The 26,996-nt window shown below is 68.1% G+C and carries 24 protein-coding genes and 1 tRNA gene; 18 read left to right on the top strand and 7 right to left on the bottom strand.

The features are described 5' to 3' along the window. Positions 1-4: 4 nt before the first annotated feature. From ABTV68_RS16290 to ABTV68_RS16270, 5 genes are read left to right on the top strand one after another with little or no spacing between them, the layout of a single operon-like run. Positions 5-1,363 carry a flavin monoamine oxidase family protein gene (locus ABTV68_RS16290; RefSeq protein ID WP_433674740.1) on the top strand — a complete coding sequence of 453 codons (1,359 nt, stop codon included), beginning with the start codon at positions 5-7 and terminating at the stop codon, positions 1,361-1,363. Continuing rightward, a complete protein-coding gene (locus tag ABTV68_RS16285) occupies positions 1,360-2,235 on the top strand; it encodes a universal stress protein (protein WP_433674739.1) in 876 nt (291 codons plus the stop codon). Before ABTV68_RS16290 ends, ABTV68_RS16285 begins: the two co-directional genes overlap by 4 nt. Positions 2,236-2,237: 2 nt before the next feature. Next, positions 2,238-3,821: an APC family permease gene (locus tag ABTV68_RS16280; protein ID WP_433674738.1), complete on the top strand. Its 1,584-nt coding sequence runs from the start codon at positions 2,238-2,240 to the stop codon at positions 3,819-3,821. Between the two features lie 28 nt (positions 3,822-3,849). Next, a complete protein-coding gene (locus ABTV68_RS16275; protein WP_433674737.1) occupies positions 3,850-5,313 on the top strand; it encodes an NAD-dependent succinate-semialdehyde dehydrogenase in 1,464 nt (487 codons plus the stop codon). Between the two features lie 16 nt (positions 5,314-5,329). Next, positions 5,330-6,700, top strand: coding sequence for an NAD-dependent succinate-semialdehyde dehydrogenase (locus tag ABTV68_RS16270; protein ID WP_433674736.1), 1,371 nt, complete (start codon positions 5,330-5,332; stop codon positions 6,698-6,700). A gap of 72 nt (positions 6,701-6,772) precedes the next feature. On the opposite strand, the gene ABTV68_RS16265 is transcribed toward ABTV68_RS16270, so the two are convergent. Then, positions 6,773-9,559: a hypothetical protein gene (locus tag ABTV68_RS16265; protein ID WP_433674735.1), complete on the bottom strand. Its 2,787-nt coding sequence runs from the start codon at positions 9,557-9,559 to the stop codon at positions 6,773-6,775. Positions 9,560-9,578: 19 nt separating this feature from the next. Beyond that, positions 9,579-11,378: an HSP90 family protein gene (locus ABTV68_RS16260; RefSeq protein ID WP_433674734.1), complete on the bottom strand. Its 1,800-nt coding sequence runs from the start codon at positions 11,376-11,378 to the stop codon at positions 9,579-9,581. A gap of 297 nt (positions 11,379-11,675) precedes the next feature. Here ABTV68_RS16260 and ABTV68_RS16255 point away from each other — a divergent pair. The 7 genes from ABTV68_RS16255 (at position 11,676) to rplA (ending at position 15,206) form a co-directional block, all read left to right on the top strand. Next, positions 11,676-11,748, top strand: a tRNA-Trp gene (locus tag ABTV68_RS16255). 37 nt (positions 11,749-11,785) lie between these two features. After that, a complete protein-coding gene (secE, locus tag ABTV68_RS16250; protein WP_433674733.1) occupies positions 11,786-12,049 on the top strand; it encodes a preprotein translocase subunit SecE in 264 nt (87 codons plus the stop codon). Between the two features lie 64 nt (positions 12,050-12,113). Continuing rightward, complete coding sequence (gene nusG, locus ABTV68_RS16245; protein WP_433674732.1) at positions 12,114-13,184, top strand: transcription termination/antitermination protein NusG; 1,071 nt, start codon at positions 12,114-12,116, stop codon at positions 13,182-13,184. A 99-nt stretch (positions 13,185-13,283) separates the two neighbouring features. Then, the gene (locus ABTV68_RS16240) at positions 13,284-13,547 is read left to right on the top strand and encodes a hypothetical protein (protein WP_433674731.1); all 264 of its coding nucleotides are present in this window, start codon (positions 13,284-13,286) and stop codon (positions 13,545-13,547) included. Then, on the top strand, positions 13,544-13,960 hold the full coding sequence (locus ABTV68_RS16235) for a type II toxin-antitoxin system VapC family toxin (RefSeq protein WP_433674730.1): 417 nt from the start codon (positions 13,544-13,546) through the stop codon (positions 13,958-13,960). Before ABTV68_RS16240 ends, ABTV68_RS16235 begins: the two co-directional genes overlap by 4 nt. Before the next feature lie 114 nt (positions 13,961-14,074). Next, entirely contained in the window at positions 14,075-14,506 is a 432-nt protein-coding gene (gene rplK, locus ABTV68_RS16230) for a 50S ribosomal protein L11 (protein WP_433674729.1), read from the top strand. Positions 14,507-14,519: 13 nt separating this feature from the next. After that, positions 14,520-15,206 carry a 50S ribosomal protein L1 gene (gene rplA / locus ABTV68_RS16225; protein ID WP_231091765.1) on the top strand — a complete coding sequence of 229 codons (687 nt, stop codon included), beginning with the start codon at positions 14,520-14,522 and terminating at the stop codon, positions 15,204-15,206. A 114-nt stretch (positions 15,207-15,320) separates the two neighbouring features. On the opposite strand, the gene ABTV68_RS16220 is transcribed toward rplA, so the two are convergent. Continuing rightward, positions 15,321-15,977 carry a LysE/ArgO family amino acid transporter gene (locus ABTV68_RS16220; RefSeq protein WP_433674728.1) on the bottom strand — a complete coding sequence of 219 codons (657 nt, stop codon included), beginning with the start codon at positions 15,975-15,977 and terminating at the stop codon, positions 15,321-15,323. 70 nt (positions 15,978-16,047) lie between these two features. Between ABTV68_RS16220 and ABTV68_RS16215 the strand changes: the two genes are divergently transcribed. Then, positions 16,048-16,956 (top strand): LysR family transcriptional regulator ArgP, encoded by a 909-nt coding sequence (locus ABTV68_RS16215; protein WP_433674727.1) that lies wholly within the window; start codon positions 16,048-16,050, stop codon positions 16,954-16,956. Positions 16,957-17,031: 75 nt separating this feature from the next. After that, positions 17,032-18,741 carry an AMP-binding protein gene (locus ABTV68_RS16210; RefSeq protein WP_433674726.1) on the top strand — a complete coding sequence of 570 codons (1,710 nt, stop codon included), beginning with the start codon at positions 17,032-17,034 and terminating at the stop codon, positions 18,739-18,741. Positions 18,742-18,803: 62 nt separating this feature from the next. Here ABTV68_RS16210 and ABTV68_RS16205 read toward each other — a convergent pair whose 3' ends face one another. The 4 genes from ABTV68_RS16205 to ABTV68_RS16190 all read right to left on the bottom strand — a co-directional run bounded on the left by ABTV68_RS16205 (position 18,804) and on the right by ABTV68_RS16190 (position 22,765). Then, positions 18,804-19,292 carry a MarR family winged helix-turn-helix transcriptional regulator gene (locus ABTV68_RS16205; RefSeq protein ID WP_433674725.1) on the bottom strand — a complete coding sequence of 163 codons (489 nt, stop codon included), beginning with the start codon at positions 19,290-19,292 and terminating at the stop codon, positions 18,804-18,806. A gap of 9 nt (positions 19,293-19,301) precedes the next feature. Next, positions 19,302-21,029, bottom strand: coding sequence for an MDR family MFS transporter (locus ABTV68_RS16200; RefSeq protein WP_433674724.1), 1,728 nt, complete (start codon positions 21,027-21,029; stop codon positions 19,302-19,304). A 202-nt stretch (positions 21,030-21,231) separates the two neighbouring features. Then, complete coding sequence (locus ABTV68_RS16195) at positions 21,232-21,912, bottom strand: YqaJ viral recombinase family protein (protein ID WP_433674723.1); 681 nt, start codon at positions 21,910-21,912, stop codon at positions 21,232-21,234. Between the two features lie 121 nt (positions 21,913-22,033). Then, positions 22,034-22,765 (bottom strand): TetR/AcrR family transcriptional regulator, encoded by a 732-nt coding sequence (locus ABTV68_RS16190; protein WP_433674722.1) that lies wholly within the window; start codon positions 22,763-22,765, stop codon positions 22,034-22,036. 102 nt (positions 22,766-22,867) lie between these two features. On the opposite strand from ABTV68_RS16190, the gene ABTV68_RS16185 reads away from it, so the two are divergent. From ABTV68_RS16185 to ABTV68_RS16170, 4 genes are all read left to right on the top strand, one after another. Continuing rightward, positions 22,868-23,680, top strand: coding sequence for a sugar phosphate isomerase/epimerase family protein (locus tag ABTV68_RS16185; protein WP_433674721.1), 813 nt, complete (start codon positions 22,868-22,870; stop codon positions 23,678-23,680). Further along, positions 23,677-24,798 carry a Gfo/Idh/MocA family protein gene (locus ABTV68_RS16180; protein WP_433674720.1) on the top strand — a complete coding sequence of 374 codons (1,122 nt, stop codon included), beginning with the start codon at positions 23,677-23,679 and terminating at the stop codon, positions 24,796-24,798. The genes ABTV68_RS16185 and ABTV68_RS16180 overlap by 4 nt, the downstream gene beginning before the upstream one ends. Before the next feature lie 74 nt (positions 24,799-24,872). After that, positions 24,873-25,982: a Gfo/Idh/MocA family protein gene (locus ABTV68_RS16175; protein ID WP_433674719.1), complete on the top strand. Its 1,110-nt coding sequence runs from the start codon at positions 24,873-24,875 to the stop codon at positions 25,980-25,982. Continuing rightward, positions 25,975-26,982, top strand: coding sequence for a sugar phosphate isomerase/epimerase family protein (locus ABTV68_RS16170; protein ID WP_433674718.1), 1,008 nt, complete (start codon positions 25,975-25,977; stop codon positions 26,980-26,982). The genes ABTV68_RS16175 and ABTV68_RS16170 overlap by 8 nt, the downstream gene beginning before the upstream one ends. Positions 26,983-26,996 lie beyond the last annotated feature (14 nt).

Here is a 26,996-nt window from a genome sequence, read left to right as displayed (position 1 = left end):
ATTCATGAACGAGATCACTCGCGATGTCGTCATCATCGGAGCCGGCGCGGCCGGCCTCACTGCAGCGAACGAGCTGCGCAAGCAGGGTCTGTCCGTTGCCGTCCTCGAGGCGCGCGACCGCGTCGGCGGGCGGCTGTGGACCGACGTGATCGACGGCGCGATGCTGGAGATCGGCGGACAGTGGATCAGCCCGGATCAGACCGCACTTCAGGAGACGGTGGCAGAGCTGGGGCTGTCCACCTACGACCGCTACCGCGAGGGCGACAGCGTCTACGTCGGACCCGACGGGACGCTGTCCCGGTTCACCGGCGAGCACTTCCCGGTGTCGGAGGAGACCGGCCGCGAGATCGACCGCATCACCGAGCTGCTGGATGCCATGACGGCGGAGGTCGACGCGGATCGTCCCTGGGCGCACCCGAAGGCCGCCGAGTGGGACTCGATCTCCTGGCTGGAGTGGCTGAAGTCGCAGACCTCCGACGACGAGGCCATCCGCAACCTCGCGTTCCCGACGGGTTCCGCGATGCTCACCAAGCCCGTCGCAACCGTCTCGCTGCTGCAGTCGCTGCACATGGCGGCGTCCGCCGGCAGCTACTCGCACCTGGTTGATGCGGACTTCATCCTCGACAAGCGCGTGGTCGGCGGCCTGCAGCAGGTTCCGATCCTGCTCGCGGAGCGTCTGGGGGAAGACGTCTTCCTGGAGCAGCCCGTGCGCTTCCTGGAGTGGGGCGATGAGGGCGTCACCGCTCGTGCGGACGGCATGGTGGTCCACGCCCGCCAGGCGCTGCTCGCTCACGCTCCGGTTCTGTACGACCGCATCTCCTTCGTGCCCGCGCTGCCGCGTCGTCAGCACCAGATGCACCAGCACATCTCGATGGGCTTCGTAATCAAGGTTCACGCCGTGTACGAAACCCCGTTCTGGCGCGACAAGGGCTTGTCGGGTACGGCGTTCAGCCCCTACGAGCTCTCGCACGAGGCGTACGACAACACCAACTACGGCGACGAGCGAGGAACCCTCGTGGGATTCGTCTCGGACCTGAACGCGGACGGCGTGTTCGAGCTGAGCGCCGACGAGCGCAAGGCTCGTATCCTCGAGTCCCTCTCGCACTACTACGGCGAAGAGGCGAAGAACCCCGTGGTCTACTACGAAAGCGACTGGGGCTCGGAGGAGTGGACGCGTGGCGCGTACGCCGCCAGCTTCGACCTCGGTGGCCTCAGCCGCTACGGCAAGGACCTGCGCGAGGCGGTCGGACCGATCCACTTCGCCTGCTCCGACATGGCCGGTGCCGGATTCCAGCACGTCGACGGCGCGATCCGCATGGGTCGCCTGGTCGCCGAGCAGATCGTCGCCCGGGTCCGCGCATGAGCGGCTCGGTGGTCGTCGGATACACCGCCACCGACGCCGGCCGCGACGCGCTGCGCCTGGGTTCTCGCTTCGCCGCGGGGCTCGGTGCGACGCTTCACCTGGTGATCGTGCTGCCCAACGAAGGCACCCGCAGCCCGATCGTTCCGCCGGAGAAGTCCTACGAGAAGTATCTGCGCACGCAGGCCGAGAAGTGGCTGCGGGACGCGGCTGTGCATGTTCCCGCCGGAGTCACGCGAAGTGCCCACGTGCGCTTCGCCGAGTCGTTCGGGGAGGGCCTGATCGCCGCGGCTGACGAGTTCGGTGCGTCGATGATCGTCATCGGCGGTGCGGGCGGCGGCCGGTTCGGTCGCTACACGCTGGGCTCCGTGGCTCAGCAGCTCCTGCACTCCTCGCCGGTGCCGGTGGCGCTCGCCACCTCCGGCGGCGTGGATGCGGATCACCCGATCTCCCGCATCACCTGCGCCGTCGGCAATCGCTCCGGCTCCGACTACCTGCTGGAGAGCTCCGTGGCCCTGGCACGCGCTCTGGAGGCGGAGCTGCGACTGCTGTCGCTGGCCGCCATGGATCTGCCGGGGGGCATGTCCGCCGACGAGGCGCGCATCGCCGCCGGTGATCGTGCCGACGAGATCCAGGCCGAGGCCACGGCCAACCTGCCCGACGGTCAGACCGTCGCGGTGGAGGTGGCCCGAGGCCGCAGCATCGAGGACGCCGTCGAACACCTCGACTGGGACGCGAACGAGGTCGCCCTCGTCGGCTCCAGCCGCCTGGCACAGCCGCGTCGGCTGTTCCTGGGCTCCACCGCAGCGCGCATGCTGCACGAACTGCCGGTGCCGATGATCGTCGTGCCCCGCGAACGTCCCGAAGGAGCATGACCATGAGCGAGTCAGCGAAGTCTCAGCTCTCCCCGGCCGCAGGCGAGCCGGATCCTGTCACCGGAGGAATCTCCCGCAAGGGGCTCAGCGTCGGAACGGTCGGCGTGCTCGGTGCTCTCGTCATGGGCATCTCCTGCATCGCCCCGGCATACACCTACACCGCCGGAATCGGTGGCGCCGTGGGCGCCGTCGGGTTCCAGGTGCCCGCGATCCTGCTGCTCGGCTTCATCCCGATGCTCCTGGTGGCCTTCGGCTATCGCGAGCTCAACAAGGCGATGCCCGACTCGGGCACCAGCTTCACCTGGGCGACGCGCGCCTTCGGTCCCTACGTCGGCTGGATGGCCGGCTGGGGTCTGATCGTCGCGACCATCCTGGTGCTGTCCAATCTCGCCGGCATCGCGGTGGACTTCCTCTTCCTGCTGATCTCGCAGATCTCCGGGAACGAGGCCATCGCGGAGATCACCCGCAACCCGTTCGTCAACGTGGGCGTCTGTCTGGTGTTCGTGGCGCTCGCCGCCTGGGTGTCGTACCGTGACGTGTCCACCTCGCAGAAGCTGCAGTACGGCCTCGTCGCGTTCCAGGTCGTGATCCTCGTGGTGTTCGCCGTGATGGCGATCGTGCAGGTCGTGAACGGTGGCGGCTTCGACCCGCACCTTCCCGAGTTCTCCTGGTTCAACCCGTTCGCCATCGACGGCGGCATCTCGATGATCGTGATGGGCCTGTCGGCTTCGGTCTTCATGTTCTGGGGGTGGGATGTCACCCTCACGATGAACGAAGAGGCCAAGGACCCGGAGCGCACGCCCGGACGCGCGGCCATGCTCACGGTGATCTCCATCATCGCGATCTACCTGCTGCTCACCATCAGCAGCCTGATGTACTCCGGCATCGGAGACGGCGAACTCGGACTCACCAACGAGGACATCAGCGGCAACGTGTTCTTCGCGCTGTCCGGTCCGGTGATGGGCGGCCTGGCGTTCCTGCTGTCGCTGGCGGTGCTGACCTCGTCCGCGTCGTCGCTGCAGTCGACCTTCATCTCGCCCGCGCGCACGCTGCTGGCGATGGGTCACTACGGTGCCGTGCCGAAGAAGTTCTCCGGAGTCAGCCCGCGCTTCTTCACCCCGGGCTTCGCGACGATCGCCTCGGCCATCGTGGCGGGAGGCTTCTACGCCGTGATGCGCTTCCTCAGCGAGGATGCGCTGTGGGACACGATCCTCGCCCTCGGCATGATGATCTGCTTCTACTACGGCATCACCGCACTGTCGTGCGTCTGGTACTTCCGCCACCAGTGGTTCGACTCGGGCAAGGACTTCTTCTTCAAGTTCGCCAGCCCCCTCGTCGGCGGCGTGATCCTGCTGGTGCTGTTCGTCATCACCGCGATCGACAGCCTCGCGCCCGACTACGGCTCCATCGCGATCGGTGCCAACGCCGATGGTGAGGGCGGCATCGGCATCGTGTTCTTCATCGGCATCGGCCTGCTCGTGTTCGGCGCCGTGCTGATGCTGGTCATGCGCGCCGTGTCTCCCGCGTTCTTCCAAGGAAAGACGCTGAGCATGGACGCACCGCCCAGCCAGCGCACGACCCGCTGACGATCCCCCCACAGAAAGAGACATTTTCATGACTGAGCGCGAAGCAGCACTCCTCGCCGACGTTCCCGACGGCCTGTACATCGATGGCGCGTGGGTCGCGGCGGAGGAGGGACGCACCTTCGAGGTTCGCGACCCCGCCACCAACGTGGTGATCAAGGTCATCGCCGACGCGAGCGCCGCCGACGGCAAGCGCGCGCTGGACGCCGCTGTCGCCGCCCAGGACTCCTGGGCGGCGACGGCCCCGCGCACTCGCAGCGACATCCTGCGTCGGGCTTTCGACCTGGTACGTGAGCGCGCCGACGACCTGGCCCTGCTGATGACCCTGGAGATGGGCAAGCCCCTTGCCGAGGCGAAGGGCGAGGTCACCTACGGCAACGAGTTCAACCGCTGGTTCAGCGAGGAGGCGGTGCGCATCGCGGGCCGGTACGGACTGAACCCCGAAGGCACCGGCAACATGGTGGTCTCGCAGCGTCCGGTGGGGCCGTGCTTCTTCATCACCCCGTGGAACTTCCCGTTCGCGATGGCCACGCGCAAGATCGCGCCGGCGCTGGCGGCCGGGTGCACCGTGGTGATCAAGCCGCCGGCACTCACCCCGCTCACCACGATGTTCTTCGTGAAGCTTCTGGAGGAGGCAGGGCTCCCCGCCGGCGTGGTCAACGTCGTGCAGACGTCGCGCTCATCGGCGCTGTCGGCTCCGATCCTCGCCGACCCGCGGCTGCGCAAGCTCTCCTTCACCGGTTCCACGGAGGTGGGCCGCAAGCTCATCGCCCAGGCCGCCGACGGCGTGCTGCGTGTGTCGATGGAGCTCGGCGGAAACGCGCCGTTCGTGGTGTTCGATGATGCCGATCTGGACAAGGCCGTCGAGGGCGCCATGGCGGCGAAGTTCCGCAACATCGGCCAGGCCTGCACCGCGGCGAACCGCTTCATCGTGCACTCGTCCGTGGCCGAGGAGTTCTCGCGCCGCATCACGGAGCGCGTGACGGCGATGAAGATCGGCCGCGGCACGGAGGACGGCGTCGCCATCGGTCCGCTCATCGACGATGACGCGGTCGCGAAGGCCGTCGAGCTCGTCGACGACGCCGTCACCCGGGGCGCAACGGTCACCACGGGTGGCCAGGCCATCGCGGGGGAGGGGTCGTTCTTCCAGCCCACCGTCGTCACCGGCGTGGTGGCCGGCTCCGACATCCTCCGCGAGGAGATCTTCGGGCCGGTGCTCGCGATCGCCACGTTCGAGGACGAGGAGGAGGCCGTCCGCCTCGCCAACGACACCGAGTACGGCCTCGTCTCCTACGTCTTCACGCAGGATCTCGCGCGCGGACAGCGCATGATCGACAAGCTCGAGACCGGAATGATGGGTCTCAACGTGGGCGTCGTCTCCAACGCGGCTGCGCCGTTCGGCGGCGTCAAGCAGTCCGGTGTGGGCCGCGAGGGCGGCCTGGAGGGCATCCACGAGTACCTGTCCACGAAGTACACCCTGATCCCCGTCAGCTGATCGAAAGGATGAACCGATGACCGACTATGCCGTCGTGAACCCCGCCACGGGTGAGACCGTCGCCGAGTACGCCACCGCCACCGCTGCCGAGGTGGACGCCGCCGTCGCCGCCGCATCCGCCGCCTTCCGCGACTGGGCCGTCAACTCGTCCGCCGCGGAGCGCGCGCGCCTGCTGCGCAACGCGGCGCGCCTGCACCGCGAGCGTGCCGAGGAGCTCGGCGACATCATCGTGCGCGAGATGGGCAAGGTGAAGGCCGCCGCCGTGGGCGAGGCCGAGTTCGCGGCCGACATCATCGAGTACTACGCCGACATGGCTGAGAAGCTCACCGCCGATGAGCCGATCGAGCTCATCTCCGGCGGTGAGGGCTCCGCCGTGATCCGTCGGGCACCCCTGGGCGTGATCTTCGGCATCATGCCGTGGAACTTCCCGTACTATCAGGTCGCTCGCTTCGCCGCGCCCAACCTGATGAACGGCAACACGGTGATCCTGAAGCACGCACCGCAGTGCCCGGAATCCGCCGAGGCGATCGCGCAGATCTTCCTCGACGCCGGCTTCCCGGAGGGCGCGTACGTCAACATCCGTGCCACGAACGAGCAGTCGGCGGACATCATCGCCGATCGCCGTGTCGCGGGCGTCTCGCTCACCGGTTCGGAGCGCGCGGGCGCCGCGGTGGCCGAGGTCGCCGGACGCAACCTCAAGAAGGTGGCGCTGGAGCTCGGCGGCTCCGACCCGTTCATCGTGCTGGCCGCGGACGACCTGGACGCGGTGGTCGCGGCCGGTGTCGATGCCCGACTGGACAACACCGGTCAGGCCTGCAACGGTGCCAAGCGCTTCATCGTGGTGGACGGTCTGTACGACGCGTTCCTGGAGAAGTTCACGGCGGCCATGCGCGATGCCGTGGTGGGCGACCCCACGGAGGAGGACACCGTTCTCGGTCCGCTGTCGTCGCTCGTCGCGGCCGAGCGCCTGGAGGCGCAGGTCAACGAGGCCGTGTCGCAGGGTGCGACGCTGGCTGTCGGAGGCAAGCGCGAGGGGGCGTACTTCCACCCCACCGTGCTCACCGACGTCACGCCGGAGATGAACGTGTACCGCGAGGAGCTGTTCGGCCCCGCCGCCGTGGTCTACCGCGTCGCGGATGAGAACGCCGCTGTGGACCTGGCGAACGACACGCCCTTCGGGCTCGGCTCCTACGTGTTCACGACGGACCCCGAGCAGGCCGACCGCGTCGCCAACAAGCTCAACGTCGGCATGGTGTACGTGAACCTGGTGCTGGCCGACGCTCCCGAGCTCCCGTTCGGTGGTGTGAAGTCCTCCGGCACCGGTCGTGAGCTCGGCACGCTTGCGGCCGACGAGTTCGTGAACAAGAAGCTCATCCGCACCGCCTGACAGGCAGTCGGAGGCCCTTCGGCTCGTGGCAGGAGTTCTGCGACGAGACGAAGGGCCTCGGCGTTTCCCGGCTCAGGCGTCGGCGATGCCGCGGATCTCGGCGGCTTCGCCGTGGCGGCCGAGGGAGGCGAGGACCTCGCCGAACTCGATGGCCGACAGCTGGCGCAGCGGGCCCTCCGGATCGGCGTGCTCCAGCGCCGCGCGGAACACCGGAACGCTGTCGGCGGCGCGACCGTTTCCGGCCAGCACGCGCCCCGCGAACAGCTCGCTGCCCGCGGCACCGTCCGAATCCCCGGCCGAGACGAACGCATCGGCCGCCTGCAGCGCGGCGGCGACAGCACCGTCCACGTCGCCGCGTGCCGCACGAGCGCGGGCGCGGGAATCTGTGATGTCGGCCATCGTCCAGGCGTTGCCCTCGGCTTCGGCCAAGGCATACGCCTCGTCCAGGTGCGCATCGGACACAGGGTCACCCGCCGCCCCGGTGGCCTGGCCCAACAGGTGCAGTGAGCGCATGAGCAGCTCACCCTCGTCGGGGTGGGCGCGGGCGATCGTGACGGCCTCGGTGAGCTCCTCCACGGACTCCTCGTGCATGCCGAACTTCCCGAACAGCCGCCCGGCGTGCACGTGGCAGTGCGCGGACATGACGTGGTCGTCGCCGGCCGCGAATAGCTCACCCGCGTACTGCCAGGCACCGATCGCGTCCTCGAACTGCTGATCCAGCTCCAGTGCCTGGGCGAGCGCACCCGCGGTCTGCCCGCGCGATGCGTCGGGAACCCCGAGCTCCGTCTCGCGACTCAGCGTGTCGCCGAGGATCTCGGCGGATTCTCCGGCGTCCCCGGCGTTCATGAGCGAGACACCCAGCTGATAGCGCAGCGTCAGGTACTGCTGCGGGTTGCCGTCGGACTCGGCCAGCCGTGCCGCCACGCGGTACCGGGCCGCCGCTTCTGCGGGCGCCCCGGCATCGTGGAACAGCATCGCGGCGAGTCCGTAGACCGTGTAGACGTCGGCCGTGATGCCCAGCGATGCCGCAATGCGGCTGGCCTCATCGGCGTCGAGTGCGCCCGAGTGGTAGTCGCCGGCAGCTCCGCGCAGTCGCGCGCGCAGCTCCAGCAGTCGGCCGCGACTGCCCGCGGTGAGCGCGGGTCGCTCCAGCAGCGCGTCGATGTCGTCGAGCACCGGTGTGCCGCTGCCGGCGCGCAGGGAGAGCAGCACCATCTCCGCGGCGGCCGCCCGATCCTCGAGCCCGGCGTCATGGAAGGCACCGATCGCGGAAAGCGTGTGGGTGATCGCTCCCTCGGTGTCCGCATTGTCCACGCGCTCCGACGCCACGGCGAGTTCCAGGTCACCGCGGGCTTCGTCCGGAAGATCCTGGCGGGCGAGCAGAGTCGCGATGCTCTCGGCGTCGCCCTCCTGGGTCCGTCCGTACAGGGCAAGCCCCGCGATCGCCTCCACGTCGGCTTGAGCGTCGCGGCCGGCGGCCTGCAGCGCGTCGATGCGGGCGGGGAGGGCAGCGGTGGCCGCGTCCCAGTCGTCGCGCGCGGCATGGGCGCCCACGATGATGCCGTGCAAGCGCGCGACGTCGAGGCCATCCGCCAGCGCAGCGGTCGCGGCGGCGATGGCTTCGGGGGCGGCGCCCCAGTCGGCGAGGCACACGGCGCGGTGCAGTCGGTCTTCCGGGGTCGCCGGGGCGTCCGTTGCGGCCTGCGGGGCGTACCCCTCCGATCCCAGCGGAACCTCGATGCGCTCGTCGCGCAGGTCGCGGATCGCGGCGATGCGCTCGCTGAAGCTGGTGTTGCCGTTGCGCGCGTCGAAGAGCCGTGCGATCCGATCGGCTCCGGCACCCGCCGCAGCGGCCAGCTCCGCGGCCGTCCACGTGCCCTCGTGCTCGCCGAAGAACCGGACGAGGGAGGGAGCATCTGCGCCACGCACCACGGCATCCCCGTGACCGTCGCTGTCCACGGCCTCCAGCGCCAGCGCGATCGTCGCGAGAGCGACAGCGTGGGCGTCGTCGTTGAGACCGTCGTGCGCGAGCCATGCCAGGTGACGCTCGACCATCGCCAGCGCCCGGGGATAGTTCCCGGTGACCACGACGAACTGCAGATTGAGCATGACGATCGCGAGGTTGTCGGGATCGGTGCGCGCCAGTCGATAGCTGCGACGGTGGGCGAGCACCGCATCGTTCACGCGTCCGGCGCGCAGATACGACAGCAGTCCTCGGGCAAGGGCATGCTCGGGCTCTTCGGCGCAGCTGAAGCCGCCCTCCACGAGTTCATCGATCAGCGCCAGCGCCTCGTCCGCGCGACCCTGATCCACGAAGAAGCCGGCGAGCTGGCTGCGCGTGCAGGCGTCGCAGTGGCTGTGCTCGTCGCGCGGCGTGCTGGTGAGGAGGGCTCGATACTTCTCCGCGTCGTCGAGTCGTCCCCGCGACCAGGAGCTTTCGAAGCGCGCCATCCACACGCCGCTGAGACCGAGACCCTCGCGGCGGTAGTGCTCTTCCATGTCGTCCAGTACTGCGTCGATCTGCTCCTCCGTGAACGCGGGGGAGCAGCGCAGGGACCCGGCCATCCACTTGAACTGCCACATCAGATCCGCGCCGGAGCCGATGTCGGTGGGGAAGCGCACCGGATCGGCGTCGTGGCGGGCGAGACACCAGGCGAACGAGCTGAGGGTGAGCTCGGTGTCGCCGGCCATGTTCGCCGATGACGTCTGCCGCATGCGCGCGCGGTACTCCAGCTCCTCATCGCCGAGCTCGACCGACAGCTTCACCGCCTCCGCGACGAGCGACTGCTCCTCGGGACCCCAGGGGGTCATGTCGATCTGTGCGAACAGTTCGCGGATGCGGGTGCTGGCCGTGGTCATGTCACTCCTGCGGTGGTGTTCAGTCCGCGGATCGCGCGGACAGGTCGATCATTGCGCCGAGGGCGCGCGTCATGAGGGCGCGGTCGCGCGGAGCCAGCGGTCGGTGTCCGGCCAGCAGCGCCTGCACGTAGAGCAGCTGGACGGTCCGATCGAACGGCTCACCCTCGGCCCGCACCAGGCTCTGCACCACGGGGTTCGCCCAGTTCAGACACAGCCGCGCGCTCGTGGCCGCATCTTCCTGCACGCCCGCGGTGGCGTCATCGATGGTGTTCAGCACCGACGACCACAGTCCGCCGGTGGCGCCGCGCGCGCGTCCGCGGTCGATGCGGCGCAGCACGGCGGGGTCGGCGACATAGACGGCCGGGACGTCCTCGAGCTCCAGGGAGCGGACGATCACGGTGCAGTCCACGTCCGCCAGCGCGGCGGTGGCGCGGTCCTCCAGAGAGATCGCCGACGGACGATCATCGAAGGGCGGCGGATCCAGGCGTTCGAACTCCGTGAGCACGTCGACGCGCTCCACGGTGACGGCCGGGAACAGCTCCGGCAGCAGCTCGATGATCTCGGAGTCGTACAGGTAGCCGCCGTTCACCAGCGGACCGGCGCCGCTCTCCAACCCCGCCACCTGGCGGTATTCGTCCACCGTGGCGGCGTAACGGACGGACGGGAATCGCGTGACGAGGTCGCCGATGGTCATCCGTCCGCTGGTGGTCTCCACGCTCAGCCAGCGAGTGATGAAGCGCGCCAGCTCATCGTCGTGGCGGACCAGCGCCTTCAGCGACACCTCGTGGATCGCGACGAACTGCGCGAGCCGCTCGGGCGCGGACAGCCCGAGATCCAGAATCCAGCGTCGGATCGCCTGACCGAGGTCGGCGCGGGTGGTCTCCAGCGCGTCGTCTTCCACGAGTGATTCGCGACTCGCGGTGGGCGAGAGCGCGGTGGAATCCACCACGGCGCGCACGAAGAACGCCCACTCCGGCAGCAGGTCATCGACGCGCTCGCTGAGCAGCATCCGGTTGAGGTACACCCGCGCAGCCTGGTGCGAACCGGGAGGAGGCGCGTACGGGAGCACGTAGGCCAGCCCGCGTGTTCCGGTGCTGGCGGCGTCGATGGGCACCACGGCGAAGGGAGCGGTGCCCAGCAGTTCGGCACCGTACTCCACGGCAGCGTCGGGGGTGCTGCGGGCGTCCAGGAAGGGCGCTGCCCGGTCGATACGGCTCTCCCCGCCGCCGGGCAGATCGATGTCGATGCGCACACCGAGGAACTCCGCGAACGTCTGCGCGAGCTGCATCACGGATGTCGTGCGCAGCAGGTCCTCCGAGCCGAATCGCGGACGCAGGTGCACGCTGGTGCCGATCGGGGTGTCGGCGGGACCGGGGGACACGGTGAACGTGCCGTCGGTGCGTCCGGACCACTCGACGGGGTCGCCGCCGCGTGCGCTGCGAGAGCGGATCACGATCTCGTCGGCCACCATGAAGCAACTGAGCAGGCCGATGCCGAACTGGCCCAGATACTCGTGACGCGGCAGGTCGAAGATGTCCCGCTTCGAGCTGCGCCCCACCGTGGCGAGCAGCTCGCCCACCTCGTCAGCTGTGAGGCCCACGCCGTCATCGCGCAGCACGAACTCATCGGAGCGGTCGCTGAGCGGGGTGATGCGAATACGTCCGCCGCTACCGTCGACCTCACCGCGGGCCGTGATCGCGTCGCGCGCGTTCTGCAGCAGCTCGCGCAGGTACACGCGCGGACCCGAGTAGATGTGCCGGCTGAGCAGGTCGACCACACCGCGCAGGTCGACTTGGAAGTGCTGCTCGTCTGTGCTCACGCCACCCTCGGATTCGTTGGAAACAGGCGGCGGAGACCGTGCTCCGCCGGAACGGCGAGCCTATCAGCGGGGGAAGGGCGCACCCGGGTTCGAGCGCGCGGTTTCGCGGTCCGCGGACAGATCCGGCGCGCCGGCGATCGAAGCGGAAGCGACACGCGCGGGACGCGGCAACAGCCGCCCTCGGTTCGCCACTGTCGTGTGCATGCCCTATGCTGGGATACGCAGTCGATGTCTGCATTGTTTCGCTGTGCCTCGCACAGCAGATGCAGACATCTCCCGTGAGATCCCCGGATCTCTAGGGCGGTAGCTCAATTGGCAGAGCAGCGGTCTCCAAAACCGCAGGTTGCAGGTTCGATTCCTGTCCGCCCTGCGCTCAGCGCACGCTGGCAATGAAAGGTGCATGCAGGATGGATCAGGACGCTTCGCGCGACGATGTCGCGACGACCAGCGGCGCCACCCGTGAGAAGAAGTTGAATGTCTTCGCTCGCATCGCGCTCTTCATTCGTCAGGTCTTCGGCGAACTTCGCAAGGTCGTCACCCCGACGCGCCAGGAGCTGGTCAAGTACACCCTCGTGGTGCTCGGCTTCGTGGTGGTCATGATGGCCCTCGTCTACGGCCTCGACACGCTCTTCACCCTGCTCACCCAGTACGTGTTCGGCTCGCCGGAGTAAGATTCCGAGCAATCCCGCACGGTGCGACTGCGGATGACCGGCTGATGTGACCGAAGGAGAGTCCGTGTCCGAACGATTCCACGACGACGCCGACTGGGGCCCCACGGCCGAGCAGTCCAGCGAAGTCGACGAACACCAGACCGGTGATATCGATCTGGTCGAAGACCGGGCGAGTAATGCCGCCGAAACCGCCGCGATCCACGTGATCGATGACGAGAACGACGATGACGAGGCGGACGCCTCGGACGATGATTTCGACAATGACAACGAGCAGGCGCTGGAGGCGGAAGCCGACGCGTTCCTGGATGCACACCCTGCTCTGGAGGAGGACGAGGACGTGACCCCGTACGACGGTCCCGACATCAACGGCGAGCCGGATGAGCCCGTGCTCGACCCGGAGTTCACGGAATCGGTGCGCGACGCATCGGCCGAGGTGGACGCGATCGCCGAGGACAGCAGCGTGGTCGCCGAGTCCGAGTCTGAGTCCGACGAGAACGACGCTGACGCGTCGAACGAGGATCCGTACGAGGCGTTCAAGCTGGAGCTTCGCACCCTTCCGGGCAAGTGGTACGTCATCCACTCCTACGCCGGCTTCGAGCGCAAGGTGAAGCAGAACATCGAGCAGCGCAAGGCGACGCTCGAGGTCGAGGACGACATCTACCAGATCGAGGTCCCGATGGAGGACGTCGTCGAGATCAAGAACGGTCAGCGCAAGATGGTCACGCGCGTCCGTATCCCCGGCTACGTGCTGGTGCGCATGGAGCTCAATGAGGACACCTGGTCGGTCGTCCGTCACACCCCGGGTGTCACCGGCTTCGTGGGCAACGCCCACAACCCGACACCGCTGCGGTTCGAAGAGGCCTTCAACATGCTGAAGTCCCTCGTCGAGGTTCGCGAGTCCGCATCGGCGAAGTCCGGTGGAGCCGGCGGCTCTGCCCCGGTGCGCAGTGTCACCGCCGAGGTCGACTTCGAGATCGGCGAGACCATCACCATCAAGGAGGGCTCGTTCGCCGGCCTTCCCGGAACGATCTCCGAGATCAAGCCGGAGAGCGGCAAGCTCACCGTGCTGGTCTCCCTGTTCGAGCGCGAGACTCCGGTGGAGCTGTCGTTCGACCAGGTCACCAAGATGATCTGACATCCGTCTTCACGAACCCCCGCGGCCTGCGCCGCGGGGGTTTATTTTATGCCTGCACTCCCAGGTGGTGCACGGAGGTGCCGGTGGTACACTCTCGTCATGCCCACCGCTCGTCATCGCTATCAGATCACCGAAACTGATGAGGTCGCGCGCGCGCTGGATGCCGCCGAGAAGCGATGGCCGGGGGAGCCGCGATCCCGACTGATCGTCCGCCTCATCACGAGTAATGGAGAGCACCTCGAGGAGGTGAGTCGAGGCGATGCAGCGCGACGGCGTGCGGCACTCAACAGGGTCGCCGGCGGCCTGACGGGTGTCTACCCGCCGGATTACCTGGTAGATCTTCGCGAGGACTGGCCCGCATGATCGTCCTCGATGCGAGCGTGATGATCGCCGTACTGGACCGGACGGACGCCCACTTTCCGGAAGCTCGCGAACTCTTCGAGAATCACGCCGATGAGCGACTGCTGGCACATCGCGTGACCATCACGGAGGTGCTGGTCCGACCCATGAGGGTCGGCCGCGGCGCAGAGGCCGTTGATGCTCTTCGCGACCTGGGCATCGAGTCGATCGACGAGTTGGACGAGCCCGCGGCTCTGGCGAGCCTTCGAGCGCGCTCTGGTCTCAAACTGCCGGACTGTTGTGTGCTGTTGGCCGGACGTCGCCTCGGTGCGGCGGTGGCGACATTCGATGATCGGCTGCGCCAGGCGGTGCTGGAGAACGGGCTCATCGCGCTGCCGAACGAGGTGGGTGCGGGAGCACCGGGGCGGATGCGGTAGACTTTTGTGGTTTGTGCGCGTTCTTCGATCGCGCGCGAACCTGCACCGCGCTCCGGATCCGCCGGAACCGCGGGAGAGCGGGCCGTCCGGTCCGTTCGGAGAAAGGAAGAGGAAATGGCACCGAAGAAGAAGGTGACCGGCCTGATCAAGCTTCAGATCAACGCCGGTGCAGCCAACCCGGCGCCGCCGATCGGCCCCGCGCTCGGTCAGCATGGCGTCAACATCATGGAGTTCTGCAAGGCGTACAACGCCGCGACCGAGTCGCAGCGCGGCAACGTCATCCCCGTGGAGATCACCGTCTACGAGGACCGCAGCTTCACGTTCATCCTCAAGACGCCCCCGGCGGCTGAGCTGATCAAGAAGGCCGCTGGCGTCGCCAAGGGCTCGTCGACCCCGCACACCACCAAGGTGGGCAAGCTCACCCAGGCGCAGGTTCGCGAGATCGCCGAGACCAAGCAGCCTGACCTGAACGCGAACGACATCGAGGCTGCCTCGAAGATCATCGCCGGCACCGCCCGTTCCATGGGCATCACGGTTGAGGGCTGAGGGGAAGACCAACATGGCTAAGTCCAAGGCTTACATCGCCGCCGCCGAGAAGATCGAGGCTGGCAAGTTCTACACTCCGAGCGAGGCTGTTGAGCTCGCGAAGGAGACCGGTTCGTCGAAGATGAACTCGACCGTCGAGGTCGCGCTCAAGCTCTCGGTCGACCCGCGCAAGGCGGACCAGATGGTCCGTGGCACCGTCATGCTGCCGCACGGCACGGGCAAGACCGCCCGCGTCATCGTCTTCGCCAACGGCCCGGCTGCTGAGGCCGCCATCGCCGCTGGTGCTGACGAGGTCGGTGGCACCGAGCTCATCGAGAAGGTCGCCGCCGGCTGGACCGACTTCGACTCCGCGGTTTCCACCCCGGAGCTCATGGGTCAGGTCGGACGCCTCGGTAAGGTCCTGGGTCCGCGTGGCCTCATGCCGAACCCGAAGACCGGCACGGTCACCCCGAACCCGGCCAAGGCCGTCGAGGAGATCAAGGGCGGAAAGATCGAGTTCCGCGTCGACAAGCACGCCAACATCCACTTCGTTGTGGGCAAGGCTTCGTTCTCGGCTGACGCCCTGAACGAGAACCTGCGTGCCGCGCTCGACGAGATCGTTCGTCTCAAGCCGTCCAGCTCGAAGGGTCGCTACATCCAGAAGGGTTCGGTGTCGACCACGTTCGGCCCCGGCATCCCGCTGGATGTCAACGCCATCTGATGCGCTGAATCGCACGAAAGCCCCCACCGCGAGGTGGGGGCTTTCGTCATTGGTACGGGATTCAGCGCCCGTTTCCTGTCAGTGCTGATACCAGTGTCAGCGCTCGTACCAGTCTCACCCTCCGAAGGCGAGGACGCCCGCGATGATCAGCATGAACACGGCGACGACGACGTCGAGGATCCGCCAGGCGCGCGGGCTGCTCAGCCAGCGGCCGAGCAGCCGCGCTCCGTACGCCAGCGCGAAGAACCACAGGAAGCTGCCGGTGATGCAGCCGGCGGCGAAGATCCAGCGCGCGGCACCCTGCGCCTGCGCGACGGAGCCGAGGAAGATCACGGTGTCCAGATACACGTGGGGGTTGAGCCAGGTGATCGCGAGCGTGGCGCCGGCCACGGCCAGCAGCGACGACGTCGCCGTCCGGGTGGCGACCGTCGTACCGCCACCGGTCGGAGCGTCGGGAACCGGGGCATCGGCCGCGGCCTCCAGCGCCTCGCCGGACGGCTTGTACGCCCGACGCAGCGCCAGGAATGCGTAGGTCACGAGGAAGGCCACGCCCACCCAGCGCACGACGGTTACCAGCCAGGGCACCGTCTCCAGCGCGACGCCCACGCCGACGACGCCGGCGGAGATGAGGACGGCGTCGGAGGCGGCGCAGATCAGCGCCACGATGAAGACATGCTGGCGTCGGATGCCCTGGCGCAGCACGAAGGCGTTCTGTGCGCCGATGGCGATGATGAGGGAGAGTCCGACTCCGAGACCAGTGAGGAAGGGCATGGTTCCAGGCTAGAAACCCCTTGCCACAAACACCAGTCATGGTTTCTTCAGCTGCATTAGCATCGCTTATATGAGGATCCCGCCCGATCTTGCACTCACGCTGGCCGCAGTGGTGTCGGAAGGCGGGTTCGAGCCGGCGGCGACGGCGCTCGGTATCACCCAGCCGGCGGTGAGTCAGCGCCTTCGCACCCTGGAGTCGCTGCTGGGGCAGGTGCTGCTGGTCCGCTCCCGTCCGGTGCGCCCGACCGAGGCGGGCGAGGCGGTCATCCGCTATGCCCGCCAGCTCGCGCATCTGGAGGCCGATGCCATGTCGGCCATCGGCATCCGCGAGGAGGGGAGCCTCACGAGCCTGCCCATCGCGGTCAACTCGGATTCGCTGTCGACGTGGTTCCTGCCCGCGATCGCCGAGCTGAGCGCCCGCCTGCCGGTGGTGTTCGACCTGCACCGCGACGATCAGGACTTCACCGTGCGGCTGCTGGAGGAGGGCACCGTGATCGCCGCGGTGACGTCGCGTGCCGAGCCCATCGCCGGCTGCCGGGTGACGCCGCTCGGTGCGATGCGCTACGTCCCCTTCGCCACGGTGGCCTTCCACGATCGGTGGTTCCCGAACGGCGTCACCACGCAGGCGCTGGAGCGGGCACCGCTCGTGGATTACGACCGGCGAGACGATCTGCAGACGCGGTGGCTCGTGCGCCAGGGCGTTGATCCGGCGCTCCCGCCGCGCCAGCGGGTGCCGGCATCGGCCGACTTCGCCGACGCCGTGCTGATGGGCATGGGCTGGGGGCAGCTGCTGCCGTTCCAGTCGGATGAGCCGCACGCGAGCGGGCGCATCCGCCCACTCGCGGACGCGGGGATCGACGTCCCGCTGTACTGGCAGCAGTGGCACCTGCGCTCCGCGCTGCTCGACGAGGTCGGCGACGCCGTCGTCGCCCGTGCGCGGGCGGTGCTGATCCCCGTTGCCGAGCGCGCCGCCCGCTGATGTCCCGGACCCGGCGAGGCCCGTGGCGGACAAGGGACGAAGCGTACGATCGTGACAGACCTGAAGGAGAGTTGCATGGCCGCATCGCCCACTGACGAGTACCGGATCGCGCGGGATCAGCTGCTCGCGCTTCGCACAGATCGTGCACGAGCCACCGCCGAGTTCCGCTTCCCGGACGTGGGAGACAGCTGGAACTGGGCGATCGACTGGTTCGACGCGTTCGCGCGGGGCAATGAGCGCCCGGGGCTGGTGATCGTCGAGGCCGATGGCAGCGAGGCGTCGTACAGCTTCGACACGCTCGCCGTGCAGTCCGATCAGGTGGCGGCGTTCCTGCGCTCGCACGACATCGGCCGCGGCGACTCGGTCCTGTTGATGCTCAACAACCAGGTGGAGCTGTGGGTGGCGATGCTGGCCGTGATCAAGCTCGGCGCCGTGCTCATGCCCACCGCGACAGCGGCGGGACCGGCGGACCTCGCCGACCGGATCGAGCGCGGCGAGGCGCGCGCGGTGATCTGCAACGACGCGGACGCGGGGAAGTTCGACGCGATCGCGGGCGACTACGTCCGGATCTCCACCACTGCGCGCGAGGGATGGGTCTCGTTCTCCGATGCGTTCGCGGCTCCCGCTGCTCCCGCACAGCACCCCGGCACCGCGCCGGATGATCGCCTGCTGCTGTACTTCACCTCCGGCACGACCTCCCGTCCGAAGCTGGTGGAGCACACCCAGGTGTCATACCCGGTCGGCATGATGTCGACGATGTACTGGCTCGGGCTGGAACCCGGAGACGTACATCTGAACGTGTCGTCGCCCGGATGGGGAAAGCACGCCTGGTCCAGTTTCTTCGCACCGTGGATCGCTGAGGCCACCGTGCTGGTCTACAACTACGCCCGCTTCGACGCGGCCGCGTTCCTGGCCCAGCTGCGCGAGCGGCACGTCACCACGCTGTGCGCGCCGCCAACGGTGTGGCGCATGCTCATCAAAGCGGAGCTCGGCGCACGGCCCGCGTCACTGCGGGAGCTGGTCGGTGCGGGCGAGCCGCTGAATCCCGAGGTCATCGCCCAGGTCAAGAACGCGTGGGGTCTGGAGATCCGTGACGGCTATGGCATGACGGAGACCACCGCGCAGCTGGGCAATCCACCCGGCACACCGGTTCGCGCGGGTTCCATGGGGATGCCGTTGCCGGGGGTTCCGTCCGTGCTGGTGGATCCCGAGACCGGACTCGTAGTGGATGGCGTCGGGGAGGGGGAGATCTGCCTGGACCTCTCCCAGCGTCCCCTCGCCCTGATGACCGGATACGTGGGGGATGCCGAGCGTACGGCGCAGGCGTTCGCCGACGGCTTCTTCCACAGTGGTGACATCGCCGCACGCGATGCCGACGGATACGTCACCTACGTGGGTCGCACCGATGACGTCTTCAAGGCATCCGACTACAAGATCTCGCCGTTTGAGGTGGAGTCGGTGCTGCTGGAGTGCCCGATCGTCGCCGAGTCCGCGGTCGTTCCCGCTCCCGATGCCGGGCGGCAGGCGGTGCCGAAGGCGTACGTGACGCTGGTGGCGGGCGCGGCGCCCGATGCGGCCACCGCCGAGCAGGTGCTGCGCTACGCGCGCGAGCACCTGGCACCGTGGACGCGCGTGCGACGTGTTGAGTTCGTCGACGAGCTTCCCAAGACCATCTCGGGAAAGATCCGTCGTGCGGAGCTGCGCGCCCGGGAGCGTGAGCGCGCTGCCGCGGGCGAGCGGGGTCCCGAGTTCCGCGACGCCGACTTCCCCGGGCTTCGGCAGTAGCCCCTGGTACGCGAATGGCCCCTCTTCCCGCGGGAAGAGGGGCCATTCGCAGAGGGAGAGCCTCAGGGCGCCGGAGGCTTTCCCTCGCCGAGAGCGTGAAGCAACACGGTCAGGCGACTGATGTCCGCGACATCCCAGTCCTCAAGCGCTCGCACGAGGTGGTTGTCGCCGGAGTCCATCGCCGCGCGGATGCGGCGATGTCCCTCCTCGGACGCCGACAGCAGGCTCGCGCGGCCGTCCTTCGGATCGGGCGTTCGCTCGACCAGTCCCAGCTCCGACAGCTCGCGCGTGATCCGGCTGATCTGCGCCTTGTCCATCATCAGCGTCTCACCGACGGCGGACGCCGTGATGGGCCCGCGCCGCGCGATGATGGAGAACACCTTGTAGGTGCCGGGGAGCATCCCCGGCGAGACGCGGTTCGCGTACTCGATGTACAGGTGGCGCATGCGGGCGATCAGTCCGCTGAACTCCGACTCCAGGGCACGCATCGCCGCGGTGCGTACGTCGGCCGCTGCGGGCTGGTCGATCTCGCTGGTCACGTTCTCCATCATCGCGGTTGCCTACTCGCGGGGCGAATCCGACCGCGACGAGCGGGTGTCCCCGCTGTCGCGGCTCACGGTCGACGTGGCACCCGTGACGACCGGGATGGGGCCCGTGGTGGCCATTCCTGTGGTGACGGCCACCATGCCTGCCTCGTCCTCGGCCAGACGCTCGGTGGTGGTCTGCCGTGTGAGCGAGATGTTCGGCAGGAACACGATGGCCAGCACGGCGATCGCAGCCAGCGGGATGCCGATGAGGAAGGAGTGCGAGATGGCCTGCGCGTACAGGTCCTCCAGCACGCCGCGGAACGGGACCGGCAGCTCGTGCACCACCGGCAGCTTGCCGCTGGACATGATGTCGCTGATCTCCTTAGCGGCGGTGGGTCCCGCGGTCTTCGCGACCTCGGTGATGGCATCGGCGAGGCGCTGCTTGCTGTCAGTGAACAGGGTGGTCAGGCTGGACGCGACGATCGCACCCATCACCGACACGCCCACAGTGCCGCCGAGCGAGCGGAAGAACGCCACACCCGAGGACGCCGCACCCATCTCCTGCGGGCGGGCGGTGTTCTGCACCACCAGTACGAGGTTCTGCATCGCCATGCCGACGCCGGCACCGGTGAGGAACATGTAGACCGACAGCAGCCAGTAGTTGGTGTCGTAGCGGATGGTCGCCAGCATCGAGATGCCCACGAGCAGCATGATCGAGCCGAGCACCACCCAGCGCTTCCACTTGCCGGTACGCGTGATGATCTGACCGATCACCATCGAGCTCACCAGGACGCCGGCCATCATCGGGATGCTCATGAGACCCGCCTCCGTGGGCGTCGCGCCGCGAGACATCTGCATGTACTGGCTGAGGTACACCGAGGTGCCGAACATGGCCACGCCGATGGAGATCGATGCGATCACCGAGAGGGTGAAGGTGCGGTTCTTGAACAGCGACAGCGGGATGAGCGGCTCCTTCACGAGCAGCTCGGTCACCACGAAGGCGATGGCGGCGGCACCCGCGATGGAGGTCATCCACGCGGTCTCGGCGCTGGCCCACTCGAACTGCGTGCCTGCCTCGGTCACCCAGATCAGCAGCAGCGACACGGAGACCGCGAGGAAGACGATGCCGAGGTAGTCGATGCTCACCTTGCGCTTGGGCTGCTTGGGCAGGTGCAGGGTGGTCTGCAGCAGGATGAGGGCGAGCACTGCGAACGGCACCGCGATGAAGAAGTTCCAGCGCCAGTTGGCGACGTCGGTGATGAAGCCACCGAGCAGCGGGCCACCGACAGTGGCGACAGCCATCACGGCCCCGAACAGACCCATGTAGCGACCGCGCTCACGCGGGCTGATGATGTCGGCCATGATGACCTGGCTGAGCGCCGCGAGACCGCCGGCACCCACACCCTGCACGAAGCGGGACGCGATCAGCATCTCCGGGTTCTGTGCGAAGCCGGCCGTCGCGGAGGAGACCACGAAGATCACGAGGGCCACCTGGATCAGCAGCTTGCGGTTGGTGAGATCGGCGAGCTTGCCCCAGATCGGGGTGAAGATCGCGGTGGTGAGCATCGTGGAGGTGATCACCCAGGTGTAGTCGGTCTGGTCGCCGTCGAGGTCGGAGACGATGACGGGCATCGACGAGGAGACAACGGTGCTGGCGAGCATGGAGACGAACATGCCGAGGAGGAGGCCCGAGAGGGCCTCGAGAACCTGGCGGTGCGTCATCTTCGCCGGTGCGGCGGGAGGTGCGGTGATGGCTGACATTGCGGCTTTCGTGTATTCGCTCAAGTAGTTGAGAAGAGTCAACGATAAGTGAAATGGTTGACGAACGCCAACTATTCCCACGAATCCGCCGGCGTTCATATGAAACGCCCAGCAACGCCCTCGATCCGCCCGCGAGAAACCCCAGCAAGTCCGAGAAACCCCGCGTTGCAGGGTTTTTTCGGACTTGCTTGGGTGTTTCGGGTCAGTCCGCGAGGGCGAGGGCGCGGAAGATGTCGCGCTCACGAGGGGTCTGCCGCGGGCCGGCGGCCGTGGGGCGCGGCGGCAGGAGAGTGGTGTCGGGGTGGGTGCGACGATGCAGTTCGTCGATCAGCCCGGTGGCGAGGCGCACGAGCTTCGCGATCTCGCGGTCGTCGCGATCGATCCAGACGGCTCGTGGCTCATCGTGCAGGGGCACGAAGTCCTCGTGCTCCTCCCAGCAGAAAAGCGTGCGCTCTGCACCCAGCACGTGCTGTTGCCACCACACCTGACGGAGGTAGTTGCGCGGGATCGAGTTCCACGACTTGTTCGTGGTCTTGATCTCCGCCAGCACGACGGCGCCGGACTCATCCAGCCCGATCCCGTCGGGCGTTGCGAGATGGCGCTTCTCCACCTCGGCACAGAAGAGGGCGCTGGAAGGCGAGATGCCGTGCGTGGCCGCGACCCAGGCCGCGATCTCCGGCTCACGCCGTCGGCCGTGATCGGTGTAGGCGTTGCCGCCGAAGCGTGATCCGCCGCCCAACTTCGCGTCCGCGGCGCGGGCGATCGACCGCTCGCTGGTGAGGGTGGCGACGTCTGTGGCCGTGATGCCGCGGGATCGTGCGCGGAGCCAGCCGACGCGATCGCGAGAGTCCGCGATAATGCGCGCCTGAAGTTCCGGAGTCACCCTTCGAGGCTACGCCCCACCACCGACTCTGAAGGACACCGACCCCGGCGCGTCAGGTCCTGACGCATCGGTCGGTCTCCAAACGTGGGCTCGTCGGACACCGACCCCGGCGCGTCAGGTCTCAGCTTGCGGGCTGGAGGAGGCGGATGAACGACGACAGCTGTGCGGCCATGTCGACGCCGTCGTCGAGGAGCCACTGGATCTGCAGCCCGTCCATGGTGGCGAGCAGGAGACTCGCGATGTCTGTGGCGGGGATGTCGTCGCGCACCGTTCCGGCTGCCTGTGCTTCGGCGAGGCGGCGGGCGAAGCCGGCACGATTGCGCTCATAGCGCTCGCGGAAGTACGTGCGGCGATCGGTGTCGTCGGGGTCGCCGGCAGCAAGCGCCGCCGTGATGCTGAACAGCGCGACGAGCCCCGGCACCGTGGTGTTGTGCGTGACAAGGTCGAGCGTCGTGGTGAAGTCGTCGCCGGGAACGGCGGGGAAGGCGCGGCGGTTGACCGCGTCGCGGTGTCGCACGATCTCCAGCATGAGGGCCTCGCGTGAGCCGAAATGATGCAGAAGGCCTGCCTTCGAGCGTCCCACTTCGTCGGCGATGAGCTGCAGCGTGGTGGCGTCGAAGCCCCGTTCGGCCAGGATCCGCAAGGCCGCGTCGAGCACGTCGAGTCGGAACTGCTCGGTCTTCGCGTACGGTCCGCGCGCGGCCCCGGACCCGATCCCCTGCGCGATGCCCGAACCGGCCGTGCGCGCGACGCCGGAGCCGATCCCGCGCCCCGCGCCCGAGGAAGCGCCGCGCGCTGCGTCTGCGCCGGGCGCGCTGTTGGGTTCCCCGCTGCGGGTCGGTTCGGAAGTCATGTCGGAAACTCTACCGCTGGTCGAGTTTTGAGACTACGATGATGCCAATCCCAACCACAGGTCGAATTCAGCGACCGACTCTCGATGACGAGGAAGGCCCTCATGTCCACACCGGAACTCTCGGTCCAGCTCTACACGGTGCGCGACGCGCTCACCGAGGACACTCCCGGAACGCTGGCGCGTCTGGCCGAGTCCGGTTTCCGCAACGTGGAGGCGTTCGGTTTCGTCGGTCGTGCCGCCGAGCTTCGCGCGGCCTTCGACGCGGCCGGGCTGGTCTCGCCGAGCGCACACGCCGGCTTCCTCACCGATGAGGTGCGCTACGGCGACACGGTGATCGTCAACCCGCCGTTCGAGCAGGTCCTCGACGACGCCGAGACGCTCGGGGCCACTACTCTGATCGACCCGATGGTCTCGCCGGATCGCTGGCAGAGCATCGAGGAGATTCGTGCCACCGCCGATCGACTCAACAGCTACGTCGACGCCGCCGAGGCACGCGGCATTCGCCTCGGCTACCACAACCACTCCCAGGAGTTCATCGCCTCGTTCGATGGTGTCAGTGCTCTCGAGGCCTTCACCGCGCTGCTGGATCCGCGCATCGTGCTCGAGGTGGACGTCTACTGGGCGGCCATCGGCGGACAGGACGTTCCCGCGCTGCTGCGTCGTCTCGGCGACCGCGTGCGACTGCTGCACATGAAGGACGGCATCCTCGGCGAGGACCCGTTCCGCGCCGCAGACCCGACGTCGGTCACCCTGCAGCAGCGCATTGCGGGCACCGGCGAGGTTCCGCTGCGCGAGGTGCTCGCGGCCGCGCCGGCTGCCGAGTTCGCCGTGGTGGAGTTCGACACGTTCGACGGTGACCTCTTCGGCGCGATCGACGCCAGCGCCGCCTTCCTCCGTGAGGAGGGCGTGCGATGACCGCTCCCTTCGGCATCGGCTTCATCGGAGCCGGCATGATCAGCGATCAGTACCTCACCAATCTGACGCAGTTCCCGGACGTCCGCGTCGTCATCATCGGGGACCTCGACACGGAGCGTGCCGCCGCGCAGGCCGAGAAGTACGGCGTCGCGGAGAGCGGTGACCCGGACGCGGTACTCGCGCACCCCGAGGTGGACCTGGTCCTGAACCTCACGATCCCGCAGGCGCACGTTCCCGTGAGCCTGGCTGCGATCGCCGCCGGCAAACACGTGTGGAGCGAGAAGCCGATCGGCGTCAGCCGTGAGGAGGCGAAGGCGATGCTCGCCGCCGCGGACGCTGCCGGCGTGCGCGTCGGCATCGCGCCGGACACCGTGCTGGGCCCGGGTCTGCAGACCGCGCGTCGTGCCATCGCCCGTGGCGACATCGGTGTGCCGCTGGCTGCACAGACGGCGATGCAGTACATCGGACCGGACATCTTCCACCCCAACCCCGACTTCCTGTTCGCGCGCGGCGCGGGTCCGCTCATCGACATGGGCCCGTACTACGCGACCGCACTGGTGCACCTGTTCGGCCCGGTCGACGCCGTCGCCGCTGTGGGGCTTCGGGGCCGTGAGAGCCGCACCGTCCAGGTCGGGCCGCGTACCGGCGAGGAGTTCCCGGTGGAGGTGCCGACGCTGGTTCAGGCCATCGCGCGCTTCGAATCGGGCCAGCAGTCGCAGAGCGTGTTCAGCTTCGATTCGCCCCTCGCGCGCACCGGCGTCGTGGAGATCACGGGGACCGAGGGCACCCTGATCATTCCCGACCCGAACACCTTCGGCGGTGACGTGCAGATCACACGGGCTCCCTCGATCGACCGCATGGGTGACGGGCCGCAGTACGAGACCCTCGCTCCGGTGGGAATCGAGTCCGGTCGTGGGCTCGGGGTGCTGGACATGGCCCGCGCGATCCGTGGCGGTACCGCCCACATCGCCACCGGCGAGATCGGCTACCACGTCTTCGACACTCTCACCGCGATTGAGGAGTCGGTCGCTTCGGGGCAGTTCGTCACCGTCGAGAGCACCGTGGGCGAGATTCCGTTCGTGCCCGAGGACCGCGACCCGTTCGCGGCGACGCTGTAGGCGGTGCGCCACCACGTTGCGCGCCTGTCGCCCGTGACCGCACCCAACAACGACGACCGAAAGGAACGTTCCCGATGAACGACGTATCCCTCACCGCGTTGCGCGCCGGATTCCTCGGTGGCGGCTTCATGGCCGCCGTCCATTCCCGCGCGGCCCGGGCCGCTCGCGCGCGGCTCGTCGCTCTCGCCAGTTCCACGCCGGAGCGCGGCGCGGCTGCCGCGACCGAACTGGGCATTGAGCGCGGAGCGGCTGACGTGACGGAGGTCGCCGAGCTGAGCGACATCGTCCACGTCTGCACGCCGAACCGCGACCACGCCGCACAGACCATCGCGCTGCTCGCTGCCGGGCGTCACGTGATCTGCGAGAAGCCGCTGGCCACCACGGTGTCCGACGCGCTGGCGGTGGTGGAGGCGGCCGACGCTGCCGGCGTGGCGGGTGCGGTGCCGTTCGTGTATCGCTACCACCCGCAGGTGCGGCACGCCCGTGAGCTGGTTCGCTCCGGTGCCGTCGGTACGGTGCTGAGCGTCGACGGTGCCTACCTGCAGGACTGGCTGCTGCGCGAGACCGACTCCAACTGGCGGGTCGATTCCGCGGCGGGCGGTGCGTCGCGGGCGTTCGCGGACATCGGCTCCCACCTGTGCGACCTGCTGGAGTTCGTCACCGGCCACCCCATTCGCGCCGTGTCCGCGCGGACTCGCACGGTCTTCCCCGAGCGCGGGGGAGTGCCCGTGACGACCGAGGATCTCGTGGCCGTCGTCGCGGAACTGGACAACGGCGCCCTCGCCACGCTCCTCGTGTCGCAGATGGCACCGGGGCGCAAGAACGGGCTCACCCTCGAGGTGCATGGCACGACGCAGTCGGTGCGATTCGCGCAGGAGCGTCCCGAGGAACTCTGGATCGGCGCCCTCACCGGCTCACAACTGGTGCTTCGCGACCCGGAGAGTCCCGGTGACGATGGTCTGTCCCTTGTTCCGTCGGGTCATCCGATGGGCTATCAGGACGCGTTCAACGCGTTCGTCGCCGACGCCTACGCCGCTGTGCGCGGGGAGGCGTCGGACGCACTTCCCACCTTCCGTGACGGCTTGCGCGCTGCCCGCGTGACCGCCGCAGTCCTGGAATCCGCGCTCACCCGCGCCTGGGTGAGCATCCCCGATGTCGATGAGAAGGAGACACAGCATGGCTGAGCGTCCCGTAACGCTGTTCACCGGTCAGTGGGCGGACCTGCCCTTCGAGGAAGTGGCGCGACTTGCCGCATCCTGGGGCTACGACGGTCTGGAGATCGCCGCATCCGGTGACCACCTCGATCTGAAGCGCGCCGATGAGGACGACGACTACGTCGCAAGCCGGAAGGAGATCCTCGACCGCCACGGTCTGCAGGTGTTCGCGATCTCCAACCACCTCGCCGGGCAGGCCGTCTGCGATGCGCCGATCGACTTCCGTCACCAGGCGATCCTGCGAGACTACGTCTGGGGTGACGGAGACGCCGAGGGCGTACGCCAGCGTGCTGCCGAAGACATGAAGCGCTCGGCTCGCGTGGCGCGCAAGCTCGGTGTGGACACCGTCGTGGGCTTCACCGGCTCGTCGATCTGGCCCTATGTGGCGATGTTCCCGCCCGTGGGTCAGGACGTGATCGATGCCGGGTTCGAGGACTTCGCGAATCGGTGGAACCCGATCCTGGACGTCTTCGACGCCGAGGGTGTGCGTTTCGCCCATGAGGTGCACCCGAGCGAGATCGCCTACGACTACTGGAGCAGCGTTCGCGCACTGGAGGCGATCGACCGCCGTGCCGCCTTCGGCTTCAACTGGGACCCGAGCCACATGATGTGGCAGAACATCGACCCGGTCGGCTTCATCTGGGACTTCCAGGACCGCATCTACCACGTGGACTGCAAGGATACGCGGCTGCGTCCGCAGAACGGTCGTGCCGGAGTGCTCGGCTCGCACCTGGCATGGGCCGACCCGCGTCGCGGGTGGGATTTCGTCTCCACCGGTCACGGCGATGTGCCGTGGGAGGACTCGTTCCGCGCTCTCGACGCGATCGGCTATGACGGTCCGATCTCCATCGAGTGGGAGGACGCCGGCATGGATCGCCTCCACGGCGCCGCCGAGGCGGTCGGCTTCGTCCGCTCGCTGCTGTGGCCGCAGCCGACGGCGTCCTTCGACGCCGCGTTCAGCAACCAGTGAGGTGAACAACAGGA

It is taken from the genome of Microbacterium gorillae, from assembly GCF_050990725.1.
Classification (GTDB): Bacteria; Actinomycetota; Actinomycetes; order Actinomycetales; family Microbacteriaceae; genus Microbacterium; species Microbacterium gorillae_A.
The sequence above is the reverse complement of the archived record's forward strand: the minus strand, read 5'-3'. Positions and strand labels throughout refer to the sequence as shown.

Excerpts from the sequence above, each read along its gene's own strand:
- secE (WP_433674733.1), top strand. The coding sequence starts at position 11,786 with ATGGATCAGGACGCTTCGCGCGACGATGTCGCGACGACCAGCGGCGCC.
- ABTV68_RS16265 (WP_433674735.1), bottom strand. The coding sequence starts at position 9,559 with ATGACCACGGCCAGCACCCGCATCCGCGAACTGTTCGCACAGATCGAC.
- ABTV68_RS16285 (WP_433674739.1), top strand. The coding sequence starts at position 1,360 with ATGAGCGGCTCGGTGGTCGTCGGATACACCGCCACCGACGCCGGCCGC.
- ABTV68_RS16235 (WP_433674730.1), top strand. The coding sequence starts at position 13,544 with ATGATCGTCCTCGATGCGAGCGTGATGATCGCCGTACTGGACCGGACG.
- ABTV68_RS16275 (WP_433674737.1), top strand. The coding sequence starts at position 3,850 with ATGACTGAGCGCGAAGCAGCACTCCTCGCCGACGTTCCCGACGGCCTG.
- rplK (WP_433674729.1), top strand. The coding sequence starts at position 14,075 with ATGGCACCGAAGAAGAAGGTGACCGGCCTGATCAAGCTTCAGATCAAC.
- ABTV68_RS16270 (WP_433674736.1), top strand. The coding sequence starts at position 5,330 with ATGACCGACTATGCCGTCGTGAACCCCGCCACGGGTGAGACCGTCGCC.
- ABTV68_RS16290 (WP_433674740.1), top strand. The coding sequence starts at position 5 with ATGAACGAGATCACTCGCGATGTCGTCATCATCGGAGCCGGCGCGGCC.
- ABTV68_RS16170 (WP_433674718.1), top strand. The coding sequence starts at position 25,975 with ATGGCTGAGCGTCCCGTAACGCTGTTCACCGGTCAGTGGGCGGACCTG.
- ABTV68_RS16180 (WP_433674720.1), top strand. The coding sequence starts at position 23,677 with ATGACCGCTCCCTTCGGCATCGGCTTCATCGGAGCCGGCATGATCAGC.
- ABTV68_RS16185 (WP_433674721.1), top strand. The coding sequence starts at position 22,868 with ATGTCCACACCGGAACTCTCGGTCCAGCTCTACACGGTGCGCGACGCG.
- ABTV68_RS16190 (WP_433674722.1), bottom strand. The coding sequence starts at position 22,765 with ATGACTTCCGAACCGACCCGCAGCGGGGAACCCAACAGCGCGCCCGGC.
- ABTV68_RS16215 (WP_433674727.1), top strand. The coding sequence starts at position 16,048 with ATGAGGATCCCGCCCGATCTTGCACTCACGCTGGCCGCAGTGGTGTCG.
- ABTV68_RS16220 (WP_433674728.1), bottom strand. The coding sequence starts at position 15,977 with ATGCCCTTCCTCACTGGTCTCGGAGTCGGACTCTCCCTCATCATCGCC.
- ABTV68_RS16240 (WP_433674731.1), top strand. The coding sequence starts at position 13,284 with ATGCCCACCGCTCGTCATCGCTATCAGATCACCGAAACTGATGAGGTC.
- ABTV68_RS16175 (WP_433674719.1), top strand. The coding sequence starts at position 24,873 with ATGAACGACGTATCCCTCACCGCGTTGCGCGCCGGATTCCTCGGTGGC.
- ABTV68_RS16280 (WP_433674738.1), top strand. The coding sequence starts at position 2,238 with ATGAGCGAGTCAGCGAAGTCTCAGCTCTCCCCGGCCGCAGGCGAGCCG.
- ABTV68_RS16200 (WP_433674724.1), bottom strand. The coding sequence starts at position 21,029 with ATGTCAGCCATCACCGCACCTCCCGCCGCACCGGCGAAGATGACGCAC.
- ABTV68_RS16210 (WP_433674726.1), top strand. The coding sequence starts at position 17,032 with ATGGCCGCATCGCCCACTGACGAGTACCGGATCGCGCGGGATCAGCTG.
- rplA (WP_231091765.1), top strand. The coding sequence starts at position 14,520 with ATGGCTAAGTCCAAGGCTTACATCGCCGCCGCCGAGAAGATCGAGGCT.
- ABTV68_RS16205 (WP_433674725.1), bottom strand. The coding sequence starts at position 19,292 with ATGATGGAGAACGTGACCAGCGAGATCGACCAGCCCGCAGCGGCCGAC.